This window comes from Geobacillus sp. (assembly GCF_017515625.1).
GTDB classification, from domain to species: domain Bacteria; phylum Bacillota; class Bacilli; order Bacillales; family Anoxybacillaceae; genus Geobacillus; species Geobacillus stearothermophilus.
The window spans coordinates 23,655-42,995 of sequence record NZ_JAFWFM010000152.1 but is presented as its reverse complement, the minus strand read 5'-3'; the positions used below and the strand labels follow the sequence as shown (position 1 = coordinate 42,995).

The 19,341-nt window shown below is 56.2% G+C and carries 18 protein-coding genes, 2 pseudogenes and 1 other annotated feature; of the genes and pseudogenes, 6 read left to right on the top strand and 14 right to left on the bottom strand.

The window, feature by feature from the left end; all coding sequences use genetic code 11:
• The coding region (locus IKE44_RS09235; RefSeq protein WP_287465653.1) for a UPF0236 family protein at positions 1 to 97 on the top strand (97 nt) is incomplete at its 5' end.
• Positions 98 to 382: 285 nt separating this feature from the next.
• Positions 383 to 859, top strand: a complete 477-nt coding sequence (locus IKE44_RS09230) for a GAF domain-containing protein (protein WP_011232274.1) — start codon at positions 383 to 385, stop codon at positions 857 to 859.
• A 55-nt stretch (positions 860 to 914) separates the two neighbouring features.
• Here the strand turns inward: IKE44_RS09230 and IKE44_RS09225 are convergent, their stop codons facing one another.
• Positions 915 to 2,750 (bottom strand): sensor domain-containing diguanylate cyclase, encoded by a 1,836-nt coding sequence (locus IKE44_RS09225; RefSeq protein ID WP_033014584.1) that lies wholly within the window; start codon positions 2,748 to 2,750, stop codon positions 915 to 917.
• A gap of 332 nt (positions 2,751 to 3,082) precedes the next feature.
• On the opposite strand from IKE44_RS09225, the gene rpsD reads away from it, so the two are divergent.
• Complete coding sequence (gene rpsD, locus IKE44_RS09220; protein WP_033014494.1) at positions 3,083 to 3,685, top strand: 30S ribosomal protein S4; 603 nt, start codon at positions 3,083 to 3,085, stop codon at positions 3,683 to 3,685.
• Between the two features lie 46 nt (positions 3,686 to 3,731).
• Here the strand turns inward: rpsD and tyrS are convergent, their stop codons facing one another.
• The gene (gene tyrS, locus IKE44_RS09215; protein WP_033014498.1) at positions 3,732 to 4,991 is read right to left on the bottom strand and encodes a tyrosine--tRNA ligase; all 1,260 of its coding nucleotides are present in this window, start codon (positions 4,989 to 4,991) and stop codon (positions 3,732 to 3,734) included.
• A 50-nt stretch (positions 4,992 to 5,041) separates the two neighbouring features.
• Positions 5,042 to 5,266: a binding site (T-box leader), on the bottom strand.
• A gap of 100 nt (positions 5,267 to 5,366) precedes the next feature.
• Between tyrS and IKE44_RS09210 the strand changes: the two are divergent.
• Positions 5,367 to 5,857, top strand: a pseudogene (locus IKE44_RS09210) (penicillin-binding transpeptidase domain-containing protein); the annotation flags it as partial.
• Between the two features lie 25 nt (positions 5,858 to 5,882).
• Positions 5,883 to 6,818 (top strand): annotated as a pseudogene (locus tag IKE44_RS09205) (acetoin utilization protein AcuC); the annotation flags it as partial.
• Between the two features lie 196 nt (positions 6,819 to 7,014).
• Here the strand turns inward: IKE44_RS09205 and ccpA are convergent.
• The 11 genes from ccpA to IKE44_RS09150 form a co-directional block, all read right to left on the bottom strand.
• Positions 7,015 to 8,007: a catabolite control protein A gene (ccpA, locus tag IKE44_RS09200; RefSeq protein ID WP_287465700.1), complete on the bottom strand. Its 993-nt coding sequence runs from the start codon at positions 8,005 to 8,007 to the stop codon at positions 7,015 to 7,017.
• A 383-nt stretch (positions 8,008 to 8,390) separates the two neighbouring features.
• Positions 8,391 to 9,473 (bottom strand): bifunctional 3-deoxy-7-phosphoheptulonate synthase/chorismate mutase, encoded by a 1,083-nt coding sequence (locus IKE44_RS09195; RefSeq protein WP_033014585.1) that lies wholly within the window; start codon positions 9,471 to 9,473, stop codon positions 8,391 to 8,393.
• A gap of 228 nt (positions 9,474 to 9,701) precedes the next feature.
• On the bottom strand, positions 9,702 to 10,034 hold the full coding sequence (gene ytxJ / locus IKE44_RS09190; RefSeq protein WP_033014501.1) for a bacillithiol system redox-active protein YtxJ: 333 nt from the start codon (positions 10,032 to 10,034) through the stop codon (positions 9,702 to 9,704).
• Positions 10,035 to 10,041: 7 nt separating this feature from the next.
• Complete coding sequence (locus IKE44_RS09185; RefSeq protein ID WP_033014503.1) at positions 10,042 to 10,437, bottom strand: hypothetical protein; 396 nt, start codon at positions 10,435 to 10,437, stop codon at positions 10,042 to 10,044.
• Positions 10,424 to 10,873: a DUF948 domain-containing protein gene (locus tag IKE44_RS09180; protein ID WP_033014504.1), complete on the bottom strand. Its 450-nt coding sequence runs from the start codon at positions 10,871 to 10,873 to the stop codon at positions 10,424 to 10,426. The genes IKE44_RS09185 and IKE44_RS09180 overlap by 14 nt, the downstream gene beginning before the upstream one ends.
• Positions 10,874 to 11,020: 147 nt before the next feature.
• A complete protein-coding gene (gene murC, locus IKE44_RS09175) occupies positions 11,021 to 12,325 on the bottom strand; it encodes a UDP-N-acetylmuramate--L-alanine ligase (protein WP_033014506.1) in 1,305 nt (434 codons plus the stop codon).
• Between the two features lie 127 nt (positions 12,326 to 12,452).
• Entirely contained in the window at positions 12,453 to 14,732 is a 2,280-nt protein-coding gene (locus IKE44_RS09170; RefSeq protein ID WP_287465705.1) for a DNA translocase FtsK, read from the bottom strand.
• A 56-nt stretch (positions 14,733 to 14,788) separates the two neighbouring features.
• On the bottom strand, positions 14,789 to 15,394 hold the full coding sequence (gene ytpR / locus IKE44_RS09165) for a YtpR family tRNA-binding protein (RefSeq protein WP_033014508.1): 606 nt from the start codon (positions 15,392 to 15,394) through the stop codon (positions 14,789 to 14,791).
• 21 nt (positions 15,395 to 15,415) lie between these two features.
• The gene (locus IKE44_RS09160; RefSeq protein WP_049625014.1) at positions 15,416 to 16,213 is read right to left on the bottom strand and encodes a DUF1444 domain-containing protein; all 798 of its coding nucleotides are present in this window, start codon (positions 16,211 to 16,213) and stop codon (positions 15,416 to 15,418) included.
• A 46-nt stretch (positions 16,214 to 16,259) separates the two neighbouring features.
• Entirely contained in the window at positions 16,260 to 16,790 is a 531-nt protein-coding gene (locus IKE44_RS09155) for a DUF84 family protein (RefSeq protein ID WP_033014511.1), read from the bottom strand.
• An 84-nt stretch (positions 16,791 to 16,874) separates the two neighbouring features.
• Positions 16,875 to 17,951 (bottom strand): M42 family metallopeptidase, encoded by a 1,077-nt coding sequence (locus IKE44_RS09150; protein WP_049626115.1) that lies wholly within the window; start codon positions 17,949 to 17,951, stop codon positions 16,875 to 16,877.
• A 105-nt stretch (positions 17,952 to 18,056) separates the two neighbouring features.
• Here IKE44_RS09150 and IKE44_RS09145 point away from each other — a divergent pair, with 105 nt between their 5' ends.
• Positions 18,057 to 18,353 (top strand): PepSY domain-containing protein, encoded by a 297-nt coding sequence (locus IKE44_RS09145; RefSeq protein ID WP_049625016.1) that lies wholly within the window; start codon positions 18,057 to 18,059, stop codon positions 18,351 to 18,353.
• On the opposite strand, the gene IKE44_RS09140 is transcribed toward IKE44_RS09145, so the two are convergent.
• On the bottom strand, positions 18,348 to 19,199 hold the full coding sequence (locus tag IKE44_RS09140; RefSeq protein ID WP_232854519.1) for a YtnP family quorum-quenching lactonase: 852 nt from the start codon (positions 19,197 to 19,199) through the stop codon (positions 18,348 to 18,350). The genes IKE44_RS09145 and IKE44_RS09140 overlap by 6 nt on opposite strands.
• Positions 19,200 to 19,341 lie beyond the last annotated feature (142 nt).

The following is a 19,341-nucleotide window of genomic DNA, read 5'->3' as shown; positions in this document are numbered from 1 at the left end:
AGATGTGGTGCGTCAGAATCTACCGTGTCTGCAGCGGTCATCCGGGACGCCGATCCATCAAGCGTTGTCGGCGCTCCGGGATGGTGGTTGGGTGTAAAAAAATGGAATACAATATCATCACTTCAAGATGAGGGATGAGAGCCCGAAAGCGCTTACGATATCAATTCCTGAAAATGGTTCGCTAACTAGTGATTTACAACGCCCGTAGTGAACCGAAAAAATGTTCTCCACAAAGTCTTGACTGACTCCGCGAGGCGCTTTCGGTTGACAACCGCCCGCAGCCGTCATAAAATAGGCGAATCAGCCATTTCCCTGCTTGCATCCTGCTGGATGTTGAGGCCAGAGTCCTGCTCCAACCATGATGAAAAAGGAGGCTAGTTCTATGTTTCGTCCCATGGCTTACAACGGAACACGCGAAGAAAATTACGCGCTCGTCATCGAACAGCTGAAATCGCTCATTTCCGGGGAACCCAACTTCATCGCCAACTTGGCGAACGCAGCCGCCTTGCTCAACCAGTTTTTCACCGACATCAATTGGGTCGGTTTTTACCTCGCAGACGGCGAGGAGCTTGTGCTTGGCCCGTTCCAAGGCTTGCCGGCATGCGTGCGCATTCCGTTCGGCAAAGGAGTGTGCGGCACGGCGGCCGCCAAACGGCGGACGGTGGTCGTTCCAGACGTTCACCAATTCCCGGGCCATATCGCCTGCGATGCGGCGTCTCAATCGGAAATCGTCGTGCCACTCATCAAAGACGACCGCGTCATCGGCGTTCTTGACATCGACAGCCCGGTGAAAAACCGCTTCGATGACATCGACCGCCGCTACTTGGAGCAGTTTGCCAGCGTGCTCATTTCCGCCTGACGAAAAAAGCGCACCAAGCGCGAAGAAGGAATCCGCTTGCTCGGATTCCTTTTTTTTACACCTTATACAAATGACCGTCATCGTGCACAAAAATGCAGTTTTTTCCTGTCTCTTTTGCCATATAAAGCGCGGCGTCGGCTCGTTTGAACAGCTGTTTTGCATCCTCGCAGCCTTGGCGCTCCCACCATGACACACCGCACGAAACGGTCACCGTCGGAATCGTTTGTTCTCTGACTTTTTCTGTGATGCGGCGGGCAATCGAAATGGCGTCAGACAGCGGCACTTTCGGCAAATACACCGCCAGCTCTTCCCCGCCCCAACGCGCCGCCACATCGCCATCGCGAATGTTGGCGCACACCGTCTCAGCCACTTGGACGAGCACCCTATCGCCCGTTTGATGGCCGTACACATCGTTGATTTGCTTAAAGTTGTCAATGTCAAACAAAATGAGCGCCCCGGATGCATCGGATCCCATGGATGTTTGGATCACCTCGTCCAAGTAACGGCGCGTATGCAGCTTTGTCAAATAATCAGTGACTACTATCTTCTCGAGCTCTTCGCGCAGCATCGCGTTCATAAACGCCAGCGTTGAATGTTGAACGAGGGATTCCAAGAGCTTAAACATCTCAAACGTAAATCGGTATGGCTCGCTGGCGAGCGCAATGCACAGTCCCTTCGTTTCCTTGTTTTGCTGCATCGGCGCCGCCATGATGGAACGAAACGAACCGAAAGCGGACACGCATACATCACCGGCAAATAAAATGTCATTTCCGCTTTGGCGCCGCTTTTCCACCCATTCGATATAGGGCTCGGACCGATGGTCGAAAAAAAACGGCGTGCTGCCTGGCAAAAGCTCCCGCTTGCCGTCGGCAAACAAGAAAAAACCGACTTCATCCGCGCCGAACGATTGTTGGATTTGCGATACCATGTACTCAATGGCTTCATGAAGCCGCGGCCGGGCGTTCAATTGGCGCATTGTGTCGTTGATCAGCTGCAAATCGGCGACAAGCCGGCGCGACTGTTCATACAACTTGGCGTTCTCAAGCGCACTTCCAGCCGTGCTCGCCAGCAGCGAAATAAAATGAATCTCTCGTTTTGGAAATGGCGCAGCGTATGGGGCGATCATTTCAATCACCCCATACACCGCCTGCACCCCTTTAATCGGGGCGTACAGCACCGAGCGCGGCGGCGCCTCCATCTCCTCGCATTGCACTTGTCCAGTCAAAAACGCCCGCAACGCCGCCGTCTGTTTTTCCCTTTCATCCAATACAAGCGTTTTAATCGGCAAATTTCCGCGCAGATGGTTGTCATGCGACAACAGAAGGTGGTAGGTGAATGATGGATAGACGTTTTGCAGCGTGCGGATAATTTCTTCAAGCACAACATCGATATGCATCGAGGAATGAATTTTTGCGGCAAAGTGATGCAGCTGTCCATACCGTTTCTCTTCGCCCTCTCCTTGCAGCACCGCGCTAAGTTTCCGAAACAATCGCGCCAAATCCGTCCGGATCTCCCACAACAACCGCTCGTCAAAACCGCCATCTTTTCGATACACGAGCTCGACCATCGCCGGTGTCTCATCGGAAAGCATGAAAAAGAGCCGGGCCGCCATATGCGGCCCACCGGCATCGACAACAGCGACTTTCCGCTCTCCATCAGCCGCGATCGGCCTAGCGTCCGGCGTCCCAACCGCGGCCGCTTCCGGATAAAAGGCAGCCCGCACCGGGTCGTACAAATAAAAAACGGCTTGCTCGAGCGCCAGCTCTTCTTTTAGCAGCGCGAGCAACTCGCCCGCCGCCGCCGAAAACGGCCTATCGTCCTGAAACGCTAAAAACCAGTGGAAAAATTTTTGTTTAAATGATTCATACCGCTTCATTTCTTCCTTGTTCATCGCCTTTTCCACCCAAACCGGCATCATCATTCCAAATAAGAGAATGGGATGACAATTTTTCTAAAAATTGCATTTTTTATTATATCATACAAATAGAGAAGAAGGGAAACAAAATGTTGACTTTATCCTCTAAAAATCATATAATAGCCTTTGTGTAAAATATAGCAGCCTTTGTGCCCACTTTTATGGTTCATTTTGTTCCTCGACCCGCCGAGGTGCATCGTGTAACTCTTAGCTGCGAGAGCGAGGATGCATGAAAACAAAATGGCCATAATTGGTGGCGCACATCTGCTTTTATTTTACGGGAATAAAAGCGTAAGGAGGAGCAACGAATGGCTCGTTATACTGGCCCAATGTGGAAAATTTCCCGCCGCCTTGGCATCTCGTTGAGCGGCACGGGGAAAGAATTGCAAAAACGTCCGTATCCGCCTGGCCAACACGGTCCGGGGCAACGGCGGAAATTGTCGGAATATGGCTTGCAGCTGCAAGAAAAACAAAAGCTGCGCCATATGTACGGCGTGAACGAACGCCAATTCCGCAAAACGTTTGAAGAAGCAGGCAAAATGCCGGGCAAACACGGCGAAAACTTCATGATTTTGTTAGAATCGCGCCTAGACAACCTCGTCTATCGCTTAGGGTTGGCCCGCACGCGCCGTCAAGCCCGCCAGCTCGTGACGCACGGCCACATTTTGGTCGACGGCAGCCGCGTCAACATCCCGTCGTACCGCGTCAAACCGGGACAAACGATCGCCGTTCGCGAAAAATCGCGCAACTTGCAAGTGATTAAAGAAGCGCTCGAAGCGAACAACTACATTCCAGATTACTTGTCGTTTGATCCGGAAAAAATGGAAGGGACGTACACCCGCTTGCCGGAGCGTTCCGAACTGCCGGCGGAAATCAACGAAGCGCTCATCGTCGAGTTCTACTCGCGTTAAGGCGCAAAAAAGATCCGAAATGCATCAGCATTTCGGATCTTTTTTCTTAGGCGTAGCGAATCAAATAATACTTTTTCTTCCCGCGGCGGATGACCGTAAACCGCCCCTCAAGGCGGTGTTCAGCCGTTAATATGGCTCCGACGTCTTGAAGGCGCTCGCCGTTGACGTAAATGGCGCCGTTTTGGATGTCTTCGCGCGCTTGTCGCTTCGATGGCGAAATGCCGGCAGAAACGAGCAGCTCGACAAGCGGAACGTCGCCTCCTTCATGAACGAATGACGGTACATCTTTGAACCCTTGCTCAATTTCCGCCGCTGTCAAATTGGCAATGTCGCCGCTAAAGAGCGCTTCAGAAATGCGAATCGCTTGCCTGAGCGCCTCTTCGCCGTGCACGAGCTTTGTCACTTCCTCAGCAAGCGTCTTTTGGGCCGCCCGCTTCTCTGGGGCCTCACGAAGCTCTTGTTCAAGCGCTTCGATTTCCTCTTTCGACAGGAACGTAAAATACTTCAAGTAACGGATCACATCGCGGTCATCGGTGTTGATCCAAAACTGGTAAAACTCGTACGGCGACGTTTTCTCTTTGTCGAGCCAAATCGTGCCGCTTTCCGTTTTCCCGAATTTCGTGCCGTCCGCTTTCGTCACAAGCGGGATCGTCAAGCCAAACGCCCGCGCCTCGCCTTTCGTTTTGCGAATAAGCTCAAGCCCTGCCGTGATGTTGCCCCATTGGTCGCTCCCGCCGATTTGCAGGCGGCATCCTTCCGTCTCGTACAGGCGGAGAAAATCGTATGCCTGCAGCATCATATAGCTGAACTCGGTAAATGAAATGCCCGTCTCGATGCGCGATTGAACCGACTCTTTCGCCATCATGTAGTTGACGCTGAAATGCTTGCCGACGTCGCGCAAAAACGTAATGACATCCAGCGGCCCGATCCAGTCGTAGTTGTTTTTGATTTTCGCCGGATTGCCGTCCGCTTCAAAATCTAAAAAGCGGCCGAGCTGTTCTTTAATACGCGCGCTCCATGCCTCGACGGTTTCTTTGGCATTGAGCGTGCGCTCGCTTTTTTTCCCGCTCGGGTCGCCGATCAACCCCGTCGCTCCGCCGACTAGAGCGATCGGCCGGTGCCCCGCCTGCTGGAAGCGGCGCATCGTCAAAATGGTGGCCAAGTGGCCGATATGCAAACTGTCCGCCGTCGGGTCAAACCCGCAGTAGAGCGTCACCCGCTCCTCATTTAACAGTTTGCGCAACCCGTCTTCATCCGTCGTTTGGTTGACGAGCCCGCGCCATTGCAATTCCGCAAGCAAATCCATGTCCTTCACCTCTTTATAAATGTCATGCAAAAGAAAACACCCGCCCGTGATGAAGGGGCGAGTGTTCGTCGCGGTACCACCCTACTTAGAAAGCATGGTGCTTTCTCACTCATTTGGATAACGGCGCCGGCCGGCGGATGGCTACTAGGTGCCAAAAACGTTCGCCATCGCTGCTCAGGGAGGTAATTCACGCCTGCCTGTGGACTGGCTCGCACCGTCCGCCAGCTCTCTGCACCAGGGAGGCAGCCGCTACTTGTTCCCATCATCGCTTTCTCATATGAAATATATACATTATTATTACCATAGCGATGCGCTCGCTGTCAACCCTAACGCTTTTCGCACAAACGGCGAAAAATCAGCAAAATTCCACAATGTTATACGACGATCGACAAAAAGATTTATGAACAAATGCAGCGCATCGCCGCCCGCTACCCGTATTACGGAAGCGACAATGTGTATTACACCAAAGACAAGAAAACAGGAAAAATGACCTCCATCGCCAACCGGTCGAAGTCAGGGCGATGCTCATCGAAAACAAAACGGGAAAAATCATCAGCTTCGTCGGCGGCCTCGATTATGGGCGCGAGCAGTTGAACCACGCCACCCAGGCGCACCGGTCCAACGGGTCAACGATGAAACCGCTCTTAGTATACACGCCGGCGATGGAGATGGGCGTCATCCAGCCGGCGACGATCATTCCCGACTTGTCGCTTTCGATCGGTTCGTATACACCGAAAAACGCGGACGGAAAAACGCACGGGCTCGTCACGGTGCGCTATGTCTTGCAGCAATCGTTCAACATCCCGGCTGTTCGGACGTATATGAGAATTCGATCCCGCCATCCGATCGACTATTTGCATAAAATCGCGCCAGCCGTCGCCATTTTTATTTATATCGGAAGCGGCGGCGCAAAACTACGGCCTTGGCACCGAGGATACACCGATTTTCCCCAACATGCACGAATCGAGCGCTCTTTTGGTCGGCAGCACCCTCACCGCCGTCGACGCGGTTCTTTCCGGAGCGGCCGGGCATGCGCTCAACCTTGGAGGCGGTCTGCACCACGGCTTCCGCGGCAAAGCGTCCGGCTTTTGCGTCTACAACGACAGCGCGGTCGCCATTCAATACATCCGGGAGAAATACGGACTGCGCGTGTTGTACGTCGACACGGACGCCCACCATGGAGACGGAGTGCAATGGGCGTTTTACGACGATCCGAACGTTTGCACGTTTTCCATTCATGAAACGGGGCGCTATTTGTTCCCAGGGACCGGAAATGTCAACGAGCGCGGCTTAGGCGCAGGCTACGGCTATTCGTTCAACATTCCCGTTGATGCGTTCACGGAAGACGAATCATGGATCGCCGCCTATACGACCGCGCTTCGGGAAATCACCGACTTTTTCCGCCCGGATGTCATCGTGACGCAAAACGGCGTCGACGCCCACTATTACGATCCGCTCACCCATTTGTCGGTGACGATGAAAACGTACCGCGCCATTCCGAAGCTCGCGCACGAAATCGCACATGAATATTGCGGCGGACGCTGGATCGCCGTCGTCGTCGGCGGCTATGACATCTGGCGCGTCGTGCCGCGGGCATGGGCGCTCCTTTGGCTCGAGATGACAGGACAAGCCGATGTGTCCGGCCCGCTGCCAGATGAGCGGCGCGAACGTTAGCAACCGCTTTCACCCTTCGCGCTTCCGCTTGAGTGGGACGACCCGGATGACTTGTATCCCCCGATTCCGCGCAAAGCAGAGATCAGCGAAAAAAATGCCCAGACGGTGGAAAAAGCGTTGTATTTCATCCGCAGCCAGCGGCCGGCACGGTGACCGGCCGGCCGAACCGCCCTCCAAATTCAGAAACAATAGGCGAAGGGGGCTGCTTTTTATGGGCGCCATCGAGCCGGTTCGTGCCTGTTGGCGGCGCATGGGAAACGCAAACGAGAGCGCCTCGGCAGGCGCGTTCAGAGGAAACGCGAAAAAGGCTGATCCGAAAACGCTCCGCGTTTTCGGATCAGCCTCGCTCCTATTTCGTCGATTCCCGCACTTCAAGCCGGTGCGGCAAGACGACGATATGGTTGTCAACTTTCTCCTTGTTCATGTACTTCGTCAGTAACCGCATCGCTACCGCTCCGATGTCGTACATCGGCTGCACGACGGTCGTCAGCCGCGGCCGCACCATCGTCGCAAGCCTTGTGTTGTCAAAACCGACAACTTCCACCTCTTCCGGCACGCGCACGTGATAGTCTTGGGCGCTGTGGATGATGCCGAGCGCCATTTCGTCCGTGCCGGCAAACACCGCCGTCGGTCGTTCGGCAAGCTCCGCGATTTTCTCATACGCTTCCAAGCCGGAGTCGTATGAATTGTCGCCCTCAACGACCAACTCTTCGTCATATGGCACCCCGCGCTCTTCCAACGCGCGCCGGTAGCCAGCCAACTTCCGCTGGTTGATCGGATCGTCGGTCGGACCGGTCACATACGCCACACGGCGGTTTCCTTTTTCCAGCAAATACGTCACCGCTTCAAACGCCGCCTGCTCATAATCGATGTTAACCGATGGAATCTCCTCCGGCCCGACCGTCGCCTCCAGCACGATCGGCACCGATGATTTTTGAAATTCGGCGACGTGCTCTTCGGTGATGGTCCCGCCCATAAACAACAGGCCGTCCACTTGCTTGGCGAGCAACGTGTTGAGCAAATGCAGCTCTTTTTCTTTGTTTTGGTCGGAGTTGCTTAAAATAATGTTGTATTTGTACATCGTTGCAATGTCTTCGATGCCGCGCGCCAGTTCGGCGAAGAAAATGTTCGAAATATCCGGGATGATCACCCCGACCGTCGTCGTTTTTTTGCTCGCCAACCCCCGCGCCACTGCATTCGGGCGGTAGCCGAGCCGCTCGATCGCTTCCAACACTTTTTTTCGTGTCGACGGCTTGACGTTCGGGTTGCCGTTCACGACACGCGAAACAGTCGCCATCGAGACGTTCGCCTCCCGCGCCACATCATAAATCGTTACGGTCATTCCTTTCACTCCTTTTCACTCAACCGGTCAAATTCCGAATGTATGTACAACTATCATACGATACATTATCGCCAACTCGCAACGAAATCGCAACCATTTTTGCCGGTTTGTTCACAAACCGTTCACCGATAGTTTTCCCGAAACCACGCCATTGCATGAAAAGGAAGCCCGCCGTTTCCCCGTGTTTTTGTGCTGGGCGCCAACGGCCATCAGCGCAAACAGGAATCCGCCAGACAGCGCGATTCGGTTGCCCTATCATGCCGCCAACCCAACCGGCCTCCATTTCCCGCCTCGACCACAGCCTGCTTCGCACTGCCCCAAAAACAAAAGACGCCCCAACACAATGGGACGTCTTCTTTCGCCGACACACCGCCCTTTGCCCTTTACGCTTGGACGAACTGGCGCTGGAAGGCGCGCACTTCTTCCATAAACTCGTTGAATTGGGCGATGTCCATTTGCTGGGCGGAATCGGACAAGGCGACGGCCGGGTCCGGATGCACTTCGGCCATGACGCCGTCGGCGCCGATCGCCAAGGCCGCTTTGGCGCACGGGATGAGCAGATCGCGCCGCCCCGTTGAGTGGGTGACATCGACGAACACCGGCAAGTGCGTTTCTTTCTTCAAAATCGGCACAGCCGAAATGTCGAGCGTGTTGCGCGTCGCCCGCTCGTACGTACGTATGCCGCGCTCGCACAAAATGATCTGCCCGTTTCCTTGCGACATGATGTACTCAGCGGCGTTGATGAATTCTTCGATCGTCGCCGCCAAGCCGCGCTTCAGCAAAATCGGCTTATTCACTTGGCCGGCTGCCTTAAGCAGCTCAAAGTTTTGCATGTTGCGGGCGCCGATTTGGATGACGTCAATATAGTCCAAGGCGATTTCAATGTCCGCCGGCGTGACGATTTCACTGATGACCGCCAAATCAAACTCATCGGCGATCCGTTTCAAAATTTTCAGTCCTTCCACGCCGAGCCCTTGGAAATCGTACGGCGACGTGCGCGGTTTGTACGCACCGCCGCGCAGCATCTTGATGCCTTGTTTTTTCACCGCTTCGGCGACCGCAGCCACTTGCTCGTAGCTTTCCACCGCACACGGGCCCATGACAAAATATTGTTTGCCGTCGCCGATCCGCTCTCCTTTCACCTCGACGATCGTGTTTTCTGGATGCTTTTTCCGCGAGACAAGCAGCGCTTTCCGATGGTCATCTTCTTGCAATTCGAGCGCCGCTTTGAAAATTTCCTTGAAAATGTGCTGCAGCGTCGACGTTTCGAACGGACCGTCGTTATGCTCGGAAATGAGGTCGAGCATTTTCCGCTCGCGCACCGGGTCGTAGCGGTGCGTTCCTTGCGCTTCTTTGATCTTGCCGATTTCTTGAACGAGCCGCCCCCGTTCGTTGATCAGCTTCAACAATTGCAGGTTAATCTCATCGACCCTTGCCCGCAGCTCCTCCAACCGTTCGTTGCTCATGCTTCTCTCATCCTTTCGCCCATTTTCATGCATCGTTTCCGCCCCATAGCGGCCGCCGGCCGGCTGCGTTCGGGGCGCTTCCCCGTTTTGAAGATCGAAGTTTTGTAATTAGTCTTTATTATAATCGATGACTTATCGGTTGTCACGAAAAAAATGCTTTTTTGATTAAACGCTTTTAAGTGGTAAAGTTTAAAAGGAGAACAAACCGCCTGTCGCGCGGACAGGCGGCTAGGCGGTGGCTATGTTCGTTCTCAGCGCATCGTACGTAATAGCCCAATGGGACGCGTGCCAGACGACTTTGCCGTTTTCAAACAAAAGCGCCTGCGGCGATTCGTGCTTAACGCCGGTCGTCTCGGCGATGTAGTTCGAGAGCAGCCGCGCTTCTTGAACGTACAGGCAATATACCGCGAGCTCCGGGTGATCGGCGGCGAACTTTTCACATTCGCCGAACGCCGCTCGGCTGATCGGGCATGTTAGGCTATGTTTGACGAACAAAAAGCGGTTCGTTTCCTTCTTGACGCGTTCAAACTGTTCGACGGTTTCCAGTTTCTCCATTCCCACGTTCTGCTCACTCCATTCCGCTTCGGTGTCCCATCGTTTGCTCGGCGTCATCGAGCGCCGCTTCCGCTTCCTCAAACAGCTTTTGCAGCGTCTCGCGGTCGGCCGGCTCAGCGGATGGCGGAATCGGGATCGTCGCTTTTTCAGCACCGGTCTTTGCCTCTTCGCCTTCGGACGGGGCCTCAGCTGTTTTCAGCGGGATGAACTCGGCGATTTCCTTCGTTTTCTCTTTCGCTGTTTCCAACCATTCCGCCGCCGTCGTTTTCACCGGCTCCCACGTTTCGCTGCTGCTCCATTCCGCGAGCCATTGCCGTCCTTTCTCACTTGTTAAAAACATGGCCGCCGCCGCGCCGGCGATGCCGCCGACAAGCGTCCCAAGCAAAAATCCGCCGTTATTTTTCGCCATTTTGCATTCCCTCCTGTTCACGCAATCGTTCCCTTTCCCTCCATTTTTCCCTTAGATCGAGCAAAACATTTGCCCATCGCAACGTTTTGCGCCATTTTTTCCGCCCGCCGCCCGCTCGAGCCGACAGCGCCGCGGCTGTCTGCTGAAGGGCGCGGTTGAACGAGCGGACGGCGTCGCCGACTTCACTGACGGCTTCGACGGCGCTATTCAGCTTTTCCACCTTCTTTTGCACATCGCCGGCGATGTCGTTCGCCGTATGCAAAAGCTCGGTGACTTCGCGGGCCACCGCTTGCACTTGCTCCTCCGTATGGCCCACCGCCGCCGTCAGCCGGCGCAGCGTTTCCTGCAGGACGACGAGCGTCCTCGCGATGTACACGACAAGCAGCAAAAACGCCGCCGCCGCCACCGCAGCGCTCGCGTACAAAAGCCACTCCACTTCGTTTCCCTCCTTGCCGTCCGGACCGCCTCATCCCGTTTGTACCCGTTTGCCTCCGCCTTTAAACGTTCACCGCCGTCTCATTCGATTCCTGCCGCCCAACGAAAAACGGGCTGTTTTGGTCACAGCCCGCTTCCCGGCCGGCCGCTACGCGGACAGAACGGCCTGTTCGTACGCCCGTTGAAATTTTTGAATATCGCCGGCTCCCATAAACACCAACACTGCATCCGGATGCTGCTTCAACACTGCGACGTTGTCTTCTTCAAGCAGCTGCGAGCGCGGAATTTGCGCCTGCAAATCGCGGATGGACAGCTTGCCCTCGCGTTCGCGCGCCGAGCCGAAAATATCGCATAAATAGACGTGGTCGGCCTGCTTTAAACTTTCGGCAAACTCGCGCAAAAACGTCTGCGTTCGCGTATACGTGTGCGGCTGGAAAATGGCGACGACCTCGCGTCCCGGATATTTTTGCCTTGCCGCCTCCAATGTGGCGGTAACTTCGCGCGGATGATGCGCATAATCGTCAATCAACACCTGGCGCCCGACCGTTTTTTCGCTGAAGCGGCGTTTCACCCCTTGGAACGTCTGCAGCCGGGCGGCGATCGTGCCGGCGTCAATGCCTTCATAGTGGCAAAGGGCGATGACCGCGAGCGCATTCAGCACGTTATGGGTACCAAAGCGCGGGATGGAAAAAGAGGCAAAAAACGTGTTGCGCACGAACACGTCAAACGCCGTCCCTTCGGTCGTCTTGACAATATTGCGCGCCTGAAAATCGTTTTCGTCGCTAAGCCCGTAAAACAAAATCGGCACTTTCGCCTGGAGATTCGGCAAATACGGATCATCCCCGCAGGCGACAATCGCCTTGTTCACTTGTTCCGCCATTTGTTGGAAGGCGGAAAAGACGTCGTCAATATTGGCAAAATAGTCGGGGTGGTCGAAGTCAATGTTCGTCATGATTGCATAATCGGGAAAATAGGACAGAAAATGCCGGCGGTACTCGCACGCCTCAAACACAAAGTATTTGCTCCCCGGCTCCCCTCTTCCCGTTCCGTCCCCAATTAAATATGACGTAGGGTGCGCCCCTTTCATCACGTGAGCGAGCAAGCCCGTCGTCGTCGTCTTTCCATGTGAGCCGGTCACCGCGATGCTTGTGAATTTCCCCGCCAGCTCGCCCAAAAAGCGGTGGTATCGAATGACAGGGACGCCGAGTTGACGGGCCGCTTCGATTTCCTCATGCGTATCGGAAAAGGCGTTGCCGGCAATGACCGTATAACCTGGGCGGATATTGTCTTTGGAAAAAGGCAAAACCGGGATGCCCCGTTCCTCGAGCGCCTTTTGCGTAAAAAACCACTTTTCTACATCCGACCCTTGCACTGTATAACCGAGATCATGAAGCACTTGTGCAAGCGCGCTCATTCCCGTGCCTTTGATGCCAACAAAATGGTAAACTGTCATCGCTAAGCCCTCCAGCCATCTTCTCTCTGTAGAACAGTATATGATATTCGTCTAGTTTTGCCATTTGCTTCATGCCGCCGCGCCAGCGGTTTCATTTCCCCATTATAGCACGGCCGGCGGCAAAACACTACCGCCCGGAAGCAACGCCGTTGGCAGAGCGCCCGCCGTGCTCCCCGCGCCAGCGCGCCCACTCTTCCTCGCTCATCAGCACATCGCGCGGTTTGCTGCCGCGCGCTTCCGAGATGAGCCCATGATGCTCCATCATCTCGATGAGCCGGGCGGCGCGGTTGTAGCCGATGCGGAAATGACGCTGCAAACTTGACGTTGACGCCCCTCCCTGGGCGATGACAAACCGGCATGCTTCGTCAAACAGCTCGTCGTCTTCCTCGCCGAACGCCGCCGCTTGCCGGAACTCGTCCGGACTGAACATGTACGAAGGGGCTTGCTGCGCTTTCACGTGGGCGGTGACCCGCTCAATTTCTTCATCGGAAATGAAGCAGCCTTGCAACCGCACCGGCTTGGCTGACCCGTTTTCCAAAAAAAGCATATCGCCGCGCCCAAGCAGCCGCTCGGCGCCGTTCACATCCAAAATCGTGCGCGAGTCGACTTGGGAAGAAACAGAAAAGGCGATGCGCGTCGGAATGTTCGCCTTGATCAAGCCGGTGATGACGTCAACCGACGGCCGTTGCGTGGCGATCAACAAGTGAATGCCGCACGCCCGCGCCTTTTGCGCCAAGCGGCAAATCGATTCCTCGACATCGACCGGGGCGGCCATCATCAAATCAGCCAGTTCGTCGATGACGATGACGATGTACGGCAACGGCGCCTCACTTCCTCCGCTTGCACGCAGACGGTCATTGTATTTTTCAAGATCGCGCACGCCGGCATGGACAAACAGCTCGTACCGCCGCTCCATTTCGCCGACCGCCCACTTGAGCGCCCCGGCGGCCGCTTTTGCTTCGGTGATGACCGGGCTGAGCAAATGCGGCAAGCCGTTGTACGGGGCAAGCTCCACCATTTTTGGATCAATCAGCAGCCACTTCACCTCATGCGGGGCGGCTTTGTACAACATGCTGACAAGCATAGCGTTCATGCAGACGCTTTTGCCTGACCCGGTCGCCCCGGCAATGAGACCATGGGGCATGTTGCGGATATCGGTCACGACCGGCGCGCCGCTGATGTCAAGACCAAGGGCGACAGTGAGCGGAGAGCGGCGCTCGCGGAAGGCGCGGTCGTCTAAAATCTCCCGCAGCCGCACCGGACGGCTCGATGGGTTCGGCACTTCAATGCCGATCGTCCGCTTTCCGGGAATCGGAGCTTCAATCCGAATGTCTTTCGCTGCCAAACTCAGTTTAATGTCGTCCGTCAAGCTCGTAATTTTGCTTACTTTCACGCCCAAATCGGGCTGCACTTCAAACTGCGTCACCGTCGGCCCTTGCGTTGCCCCAACGACCTTCGCTCCGATATGGAAGCTCGCAAACGTCCGGTCGAGGCGGGCGCATTGTTCGCGAATCCACTGTTCGTCAGCAGACGCCGCCTCCCCGGGCGACTCAAGCAACGCAGACGGCGGCAGCGAATAGCCGTCCCGGCGCGAGCGTTCCTCGAGCTTGCGCCGGTCTTCCTTTAGCATCATCACATTGTACGGGATGCGCGCCCGTCCGAGACGGGGAGAAGACAGCCGCGCTTCTTCTTCCCGTCCGGCGCCTTTCTCCGCCCCATGGCCGCGTTGCCCCTCATCCGGTCGCGGCGCTCCTTCTTCTAGCACCTTGGTGATCTTCTCCGCCACCGTTTCATTCTCAATCGCCTCTTCAAGCCGCGGACCGGCGCCAAAGACGGACCGCTCCTCTTCCTCTTGCCCGGCGCCCCTTTCCTGCTGATCGTGCTGCCGCTCATCCGATCGCGGCGCCCCTTCTTCCGCGGCCTTGGCCATAGTCTCTGCTGCCGTTTCGCTCCCGGCCGCAACGGCGGCTTGTTCATCCGGTGGGACGGTCGCTTTGCTGCTCTCTTCCTGTTCGGGCGGCGCCAAAGAGGCGGAACGGCTTTGCTCCGGTTTAAAGTCGGAAACCGGCGTTCGTTTTGCCCCCCGCTGTTCGCCGCCCTGTCTTTGATACCCAAATACCGGCGACGGCACATCGGACGGGCGGAACGGGCGTTTTTCCGCCGTTTCCCGCGCCAGGCTGTCTGACGGGCGGCCAGAGGCCGGCCGCGTTCTTCCCCCGTCTACCAACCGCTGCGGCTGTTTCTGTTCCTCCCGCGGCTGATCGTCGGGAATGAGCGGAAACCGAAAGCGGCCTTGCGGGTATTGGTACACCACTTTCGCCTCTGCACGCTCCGGTTGAGGAATGGGCGGCTGTTCCTTCTCTTCTTCCTCCGCGAACATGCGAAGCCATCGTTTCCAAAATTTCATCGGCCGTTTCACTCTTTCTATCTCATTCATTGTCGGCAAAAACGCCGCCGGGACGGTCAAAACACGAACGGCTGGCCGACTTCGTACTCGTCGGAGAGCACAAGAATCCCTTTTTCTTGCGGGGCGTTCGGCAGCCCGAGTTCGCGCGCCGAACAAATCATGCCGGATGACCGGACGCCGCGCAGCTCGCTTTCCTGAATGACAAGGCCGCTCGGCATGACGGCGCCGATTTTGGCGACGACGACTTTCTGCCCGGCGGCGACGTTCGGCGCCCCACAGACGATTTGCAGCACTTCACCGCCGACATCGACTTGGCAGACGCTCAGTTTGTCGGCGTTCGGATGCTTCGTTTTTTCTTTCACATATCCGACGACAAACTTCGGCGACAAATCAGCCTCGATCGGTTCGTCAAAACCGTTTTTCGCCAAAATGTCATTGATGACGCCAACGAGTTCTTCATCGACATCGAGCGGGCCGTTGCCGGAAAACGGATGGTATGAAGAAGCGGAAAAAATGTTGTAACCGACCGTCTCTCCGCTCCGCTCCGAAAAAATGCGAACGACGTCGCCTCGTTTCACAAACGCCCGCTCTTCGGCAGGAATCGGCTTCAGCGACACAAGTAATACATCGCCGATTCCTTCGCGATTGTAAAATACATTCATCGGTTGATTCCTCCTTGCACCTTACGTTCTCCGTTTTTTTCCTAAAATAAAAATAGGTTCTAACTCTCCGTTTTCGTACAAAAAGGATAAGGCGGTAATCGGCACGCGGCCGCCGGCAAAAAAACTCATCGTCATTTGCGCTAGAACGTCGTAGCCGACCTCGTTGCGCAAATCGGCGATAATGAGCACATCTTGATGCGGGACGGCCAACGCCATCGTCCCTTCGATGCGCGCTTCCATTTCCGCCAAAAATGCCTCGTTCAACAACCGGCTCGCATCATAGCCGTCGTTCGTGTTGACAAAATAAAACACGTTGTCCGCCACGCGGTCTTCTTTCACCGGCGTCGGCAACGACCGGACGTTGAAACGGGCGATTTCCTTCACCCGCTCGGCGCTCCACCGCTCCGCTTTCAGCATTTGTTCATCGATCAAGCGGTACGTTTTGCCTAAATCAAGCGCATAATAAATGCGCGTTTCCGTCGTATGGCCATCGTGCACAAGCGGCACGCCTTCTTTCGTCTCCGTCGGAAACGATGTCGAGCGAATGACCGGGTAAATGTTCCGCTCGTTGCCGGAAAGCGCCGCCGCTTCTTCCATCGTTTTCAGCGTTTGTTCCACGTAATAGACGATTTCGCGCACCGCTTCATCTTTTTGATCGTGCCACTTGGCGATCACGCCGGGAAGCGAAATCGTCACGCCTTTTTTCGTGCGTTCATCCTCGATGCGCATCGCATCCTGCTTGGCGTCAAAGCGAAACGTCCAGTGCGGATGGCCGCCTAGACGCTTCTTAATCGTCTCGTACATTTGCCGGCTGTCCATTCGTTTGCCTCCTTAGCATAATAGCGTCGTCAGCCGCTCCCTTTTATCATACCGTGAACGGTCCATTTTGGCAAAAAAACTCATAGTGGCCGGCCAGTAGCTCGACGATGTGGGAAAACATCGCCGCACGCTTGATGCGCCCGTTCGTCAGCACGCCAACCGCCCCTTCATTTGCGCGAATGTTCCGCCGCCCCGTATATTCCTCCATCACCTCGCCGAGTTCTCTTCCTGCTTCAAGTCCGGCGCCGATCTCCGGCGGCAGGGCAAGGCGCGCACCCGCTGCGGTGAGAACAAGGCCGCTTCGGTCGGCCAACGCCCCCCAATTGCACAGCCACCATTGCCCGTCGATCCGCATCACGCCGCCTTCCAACCCGATGCCGATCTCCGCTCCTGCCGCGTCCAGCGCCCGTTTGGCGCGGTTCATCGCCCCAAGCCGCGTTTCTTCATCGGACAGCGGCTGGACGGAGACGCCGGAGGGCACGTCCAGCGGTACAAGGCGCCACGACGGCGCGGCGAACACCGCGCGGACGGCGGCAACTTTCGCTTCGTTTTTCGTTCCGATCGCAACAGTTTTCATCATTGGCCCTCCTTCGCATGGAAAAGGAGAAGCTGCCGCTTCTCCCCCTCCCTTTGTTCCGCTCTGCCGTTCGTTTCTCTTTGCCTAGCTGTTTTGGCGGATCGCCTCAACCGTCGCCCGGTCGCACCGTTTCACGAGCTCGACGATGAGTGCTTTCGCCGCCGCATAATCGTCGACATGAATGATCGCCGCATGCGTATGAATGTAGCGGGCGCAAATGCCGATCACCGCCGATGGCACGCCGCGGTTGGCGACATGGACTCGCCCGGCGTCTGTCCCCCCGCCCGAGGAAATGAAAAATTGGTACGGCACATCAAGCGACTCGGCCGTATCGAGCACAAATTCGCGCATGCCGCGGTGCGTGACCATCGTCCGGTCGTACAGACGGACGAGCGCTCCTTTCCCGATATGGCCAAACGCCTGCTTGTCGCCGGTCATATCGTTCGCCGGGCTCGCCTCAAGGGCGAAGAAGATGTCCGGATTGATCATCGTGGCCGCCGTCTGCGCCCCGCGCAGCCCGACTTCTTCCTGCACAGTCGCGCCGGCGTACAGGACGTTCGGCAGCGCAGCGCCTTGGAGCTCTTTCAGCAGTTCAATCGCCAACCCGCAGCCAAACCGGTTGTCCCACGCCTTCGCCATCACCGTCTTCCCGTTCGCCAACGGCGTAAACGGGCTGACCGGCACGATCGGCTGGCCGGGGCGAATGCCGATTCGCTCCGCGTCGTCGCGGCTTTCCGCACCGATGTCAATGAGCATGTTTTTCAGGTCCATCGGCTTATTGCGCTGCTCTTCATCAAGCAGGTGCGGCGGAATCGAGCCGATGACGCCGATGACCGGCCCGTTGTCCGTAATAATTTGCACGCGCTGGGCGAGCAGCACTTGGTTCCACCAGCCGCCGAGCGTTTGAAAGCGGATCATGCCGTTGTCGGTGATCGCCGTCACCATAAACCCGACCTCATCCATATGACCGGCGACCATCACCGTCGGGCCGGTTTCGTCGCCGCGCTTGACGCCGAAAACGCTGCCGAGCCGGTCTTGCACCACTTCGTCGGCATACTTCGCCAGCTCTTGGCGCATAAACTGGCGCACCGGATGTTCATAGCCCGGCGCCCCCGGCAGCTCGGTCAACGTCTGAAACAATTGGAGCGTTTCTTCATTCATCGCCTATCTTCCTTTCTGTTTTCAGTTCCTTTTCCCGTTCTGCTTACCTATTTCGCCAAAATCGGCTATACTAAACCGTATCAAGGCAAAAGGAGGACCGAACGCATGGCTTGGAAAAAATGGATCGTTGGCGCCGCAGTGGGCGCCGCCGCCATCTGCGCCGTCCGCGCCGCCGCAAAGCCGACGCTTCTCGCGCCGGAACAAGCGCTCGCGATGGCGAAACGCGCGCTCGGCGGACCGCTCCCCATTCGCGGTTCATGGATTCAAGTTGCGCCGGAGCAGTATGAGAAAAACGGGTTGACGTACACTGTTTACCGCGGCGGCGTTTGCCGCGATGACGGGGACGCGGAATTTTTCGTCAACGCCTACACCGGCGCGGTCATCGAGGCCAAACCGTTATAGCGACGGCCGGTTCCGCTTCACCGCTGCGGCGATCGCGCCGTCCGCCTGCCATTTCACCGCCCGGTAATAAGCGTCGTGGTAAAACGTAAACCAGGCGTTTCGCTCCATGCCGTACGGGATCCATCGCTGTTTGGCAAAAATGGAATCCATCGGGTAGTCGTCGTACGCCATCACCCAAAGCACGTTTTGATGGGCGTGCGTCCCGAGCAAATCGCCAAGATGAATCGCCATCTCCCCGTCTGATTCGATCACCACGATCGCATGGCCGGCGCTGTGGCCGACGGTATGTATAAGGCGGATTCCCGGAACGACTTCGGTCTCTTTCGCAAACGGAACGACTTGTTCGGCGATCGGTTCCCAGTTTTCTTTCCAATACGTATTTCTCGAACGAATGTTCGGGTTTCGCATCTCATCCCACTCAACATCCGACACGATGACCGCCGCCCGCGGAAACGCCGACACGAGCCGCCCGTCTTCCCACACTGTCAAGCCGCACGCATGGTCAAAATGAAGATGCGTCATGATGACAATGTCAATGTCGCAGCGCGCAAGCCCAAGCGCGGCAAGCGATTCATCGAGCGACGATTCTTCGGTGACGCCGAAGTTGCGCTTTTGTTTGTCGGTCAGCTTGCCGTTGCCGATGCCGGACTCAATGAGCAGCCGCTTGCCGCCCGCTTCAACCAAAATCGGGTCGGTGCGCAGCTCAATCTGGTTGTTGTCGTTTGGCGGATACTTTTTCGACCAAAGCGGCTTCGGAACGACGCCAAACATCGCCCCGCCGTCCAGGTGAGTGACGCCTCCGTTCAGCCACGTCAAGGTGATTTGCCCGATTTTCAGCTGTTCCATGTCCATCTCCCCCTTCCTTAGTGTACCATTTTCTTCATAATCGAGAAAGAAAAAAATCGCCCCGCCGTTCCGTTCTAAACCGATGGGGAAAACGGCGGTGTTCCGTGGGCGAACCGGTGCGGTTCAACATTTTTCTGTTTGA

What these genes read in the sequence shown, in the direction of transcription:
- IKE44_RS09230 (WP_011232274.1), top strand. Translation starts at nt 383, where the DNA reads ATGTTTCGTCCCATGGCTTACAACGGAACACGCGAAGAAAATTACGCG.
- IKE44_RS09225 (WP_033014584.1), bottom strand. Translation starts at nt 2,750, where the DNA reads ATGAACAAGGAAGAAATGAAGCGGTATGAATCATTTAAACAAAAATTT.
- rpsD (WP_033014494.1), top strand. Translation starts at nt 3,083, where the DNA reads ATGGCTCGTTATACTGGCCCAATGTGGAAAATTTCCCGCCGCCTTGGC.
- tyrS (WP_033014498.1), bottom strand. Translation starts at nt 4,991, where the DNA reads ATGGATTTGCTTGCGGAATTGCAATGGCGCGGGCTCGTCAACCAAACG.
- ccpA (WP_287465700.1), bottom strand. Translation starts at nt 8,007, where the DNA reads ATGACCGTAACGATTTATGATGTGGCGCGGGAGGCGAACGTCTCGATG.
- IKE44_RS09195 (WP_033014585.1), bottom strand. Translation starts at nt 9,473, where the DNA reads ATGAGCAACGAACGGTTGGAGGAGCTGCGGGCAAGGGTCGATGAGATT.
- IKE44_RS09185 (WP_033014503.1), bottom strand. Translation starts at nt 10,437, where the DNA reads ATGGCGAAAAATAACGGCGGATTTTTGCTTGGGACGCTTGTCGGCGGC.
- murC (WP_033014506.1), bottom strand. Translation starts at nt 12,325, where the DNA reads ATGACAGTTTACCATTTTGTTGGCATCAAAGGCACGGGAATGAGCGCG.
- IKE44_RS09170 (WP_287465705.1), bottom strand. Translation starts at nt 14,732, where the DNA reads ATGAAATTTTGGAAACGATGGCTTCGCATGTTCGCGGAGGAAGAAGAG.
- ytpR (WP_033014508.1), bottom strand. Translation starts at nt 15,394, where the DNA reads ATGAATGTATTTTACAATCGCGAAGGAATCGGCGATGTATTACTTGTG.
- IKE44_RS09160 (WP_049625014.1), bottom strand. Translation starts at nt 16,213, where the DNA reads ATGGACAGCCGGCAAATGTACGAGACGATTAAGAAGCGTCTAGGCGGC.
- IKE44_RS09155 (WP_033014511.1), bottom strand. Translation starts at nt 16,790, where the DNA reads ATGAAAACTGTTGCGATCGGAACGAAAAACGAAGCGAAAGTTGCCGCC.
- IKE44_RS09150 (WP_049626115.1), bottom strand. Translation starts at nt 17,951, where the DNA reads ATGAATGAAGAAACGCTCCAATTGTTTCAGACGTTGACCGAGCTGCCG.
- IKE44_RS09145 (WP_049625016.1), top strand. Translation starts at nt 18,057, where the DNA reads ATGGCTTGGAAAAAATGGATCGTTGGCGCCGCAGTGGGCGCCGCCGCC.
- IKE44_RS09140 (WP_232854519.1), bottom strand. Translation starts at nt 19,199, where the DNA reads ATGGAACAGCTGAAAATCGGGCAAATCACCTTGACGTGGCTGAACGGA.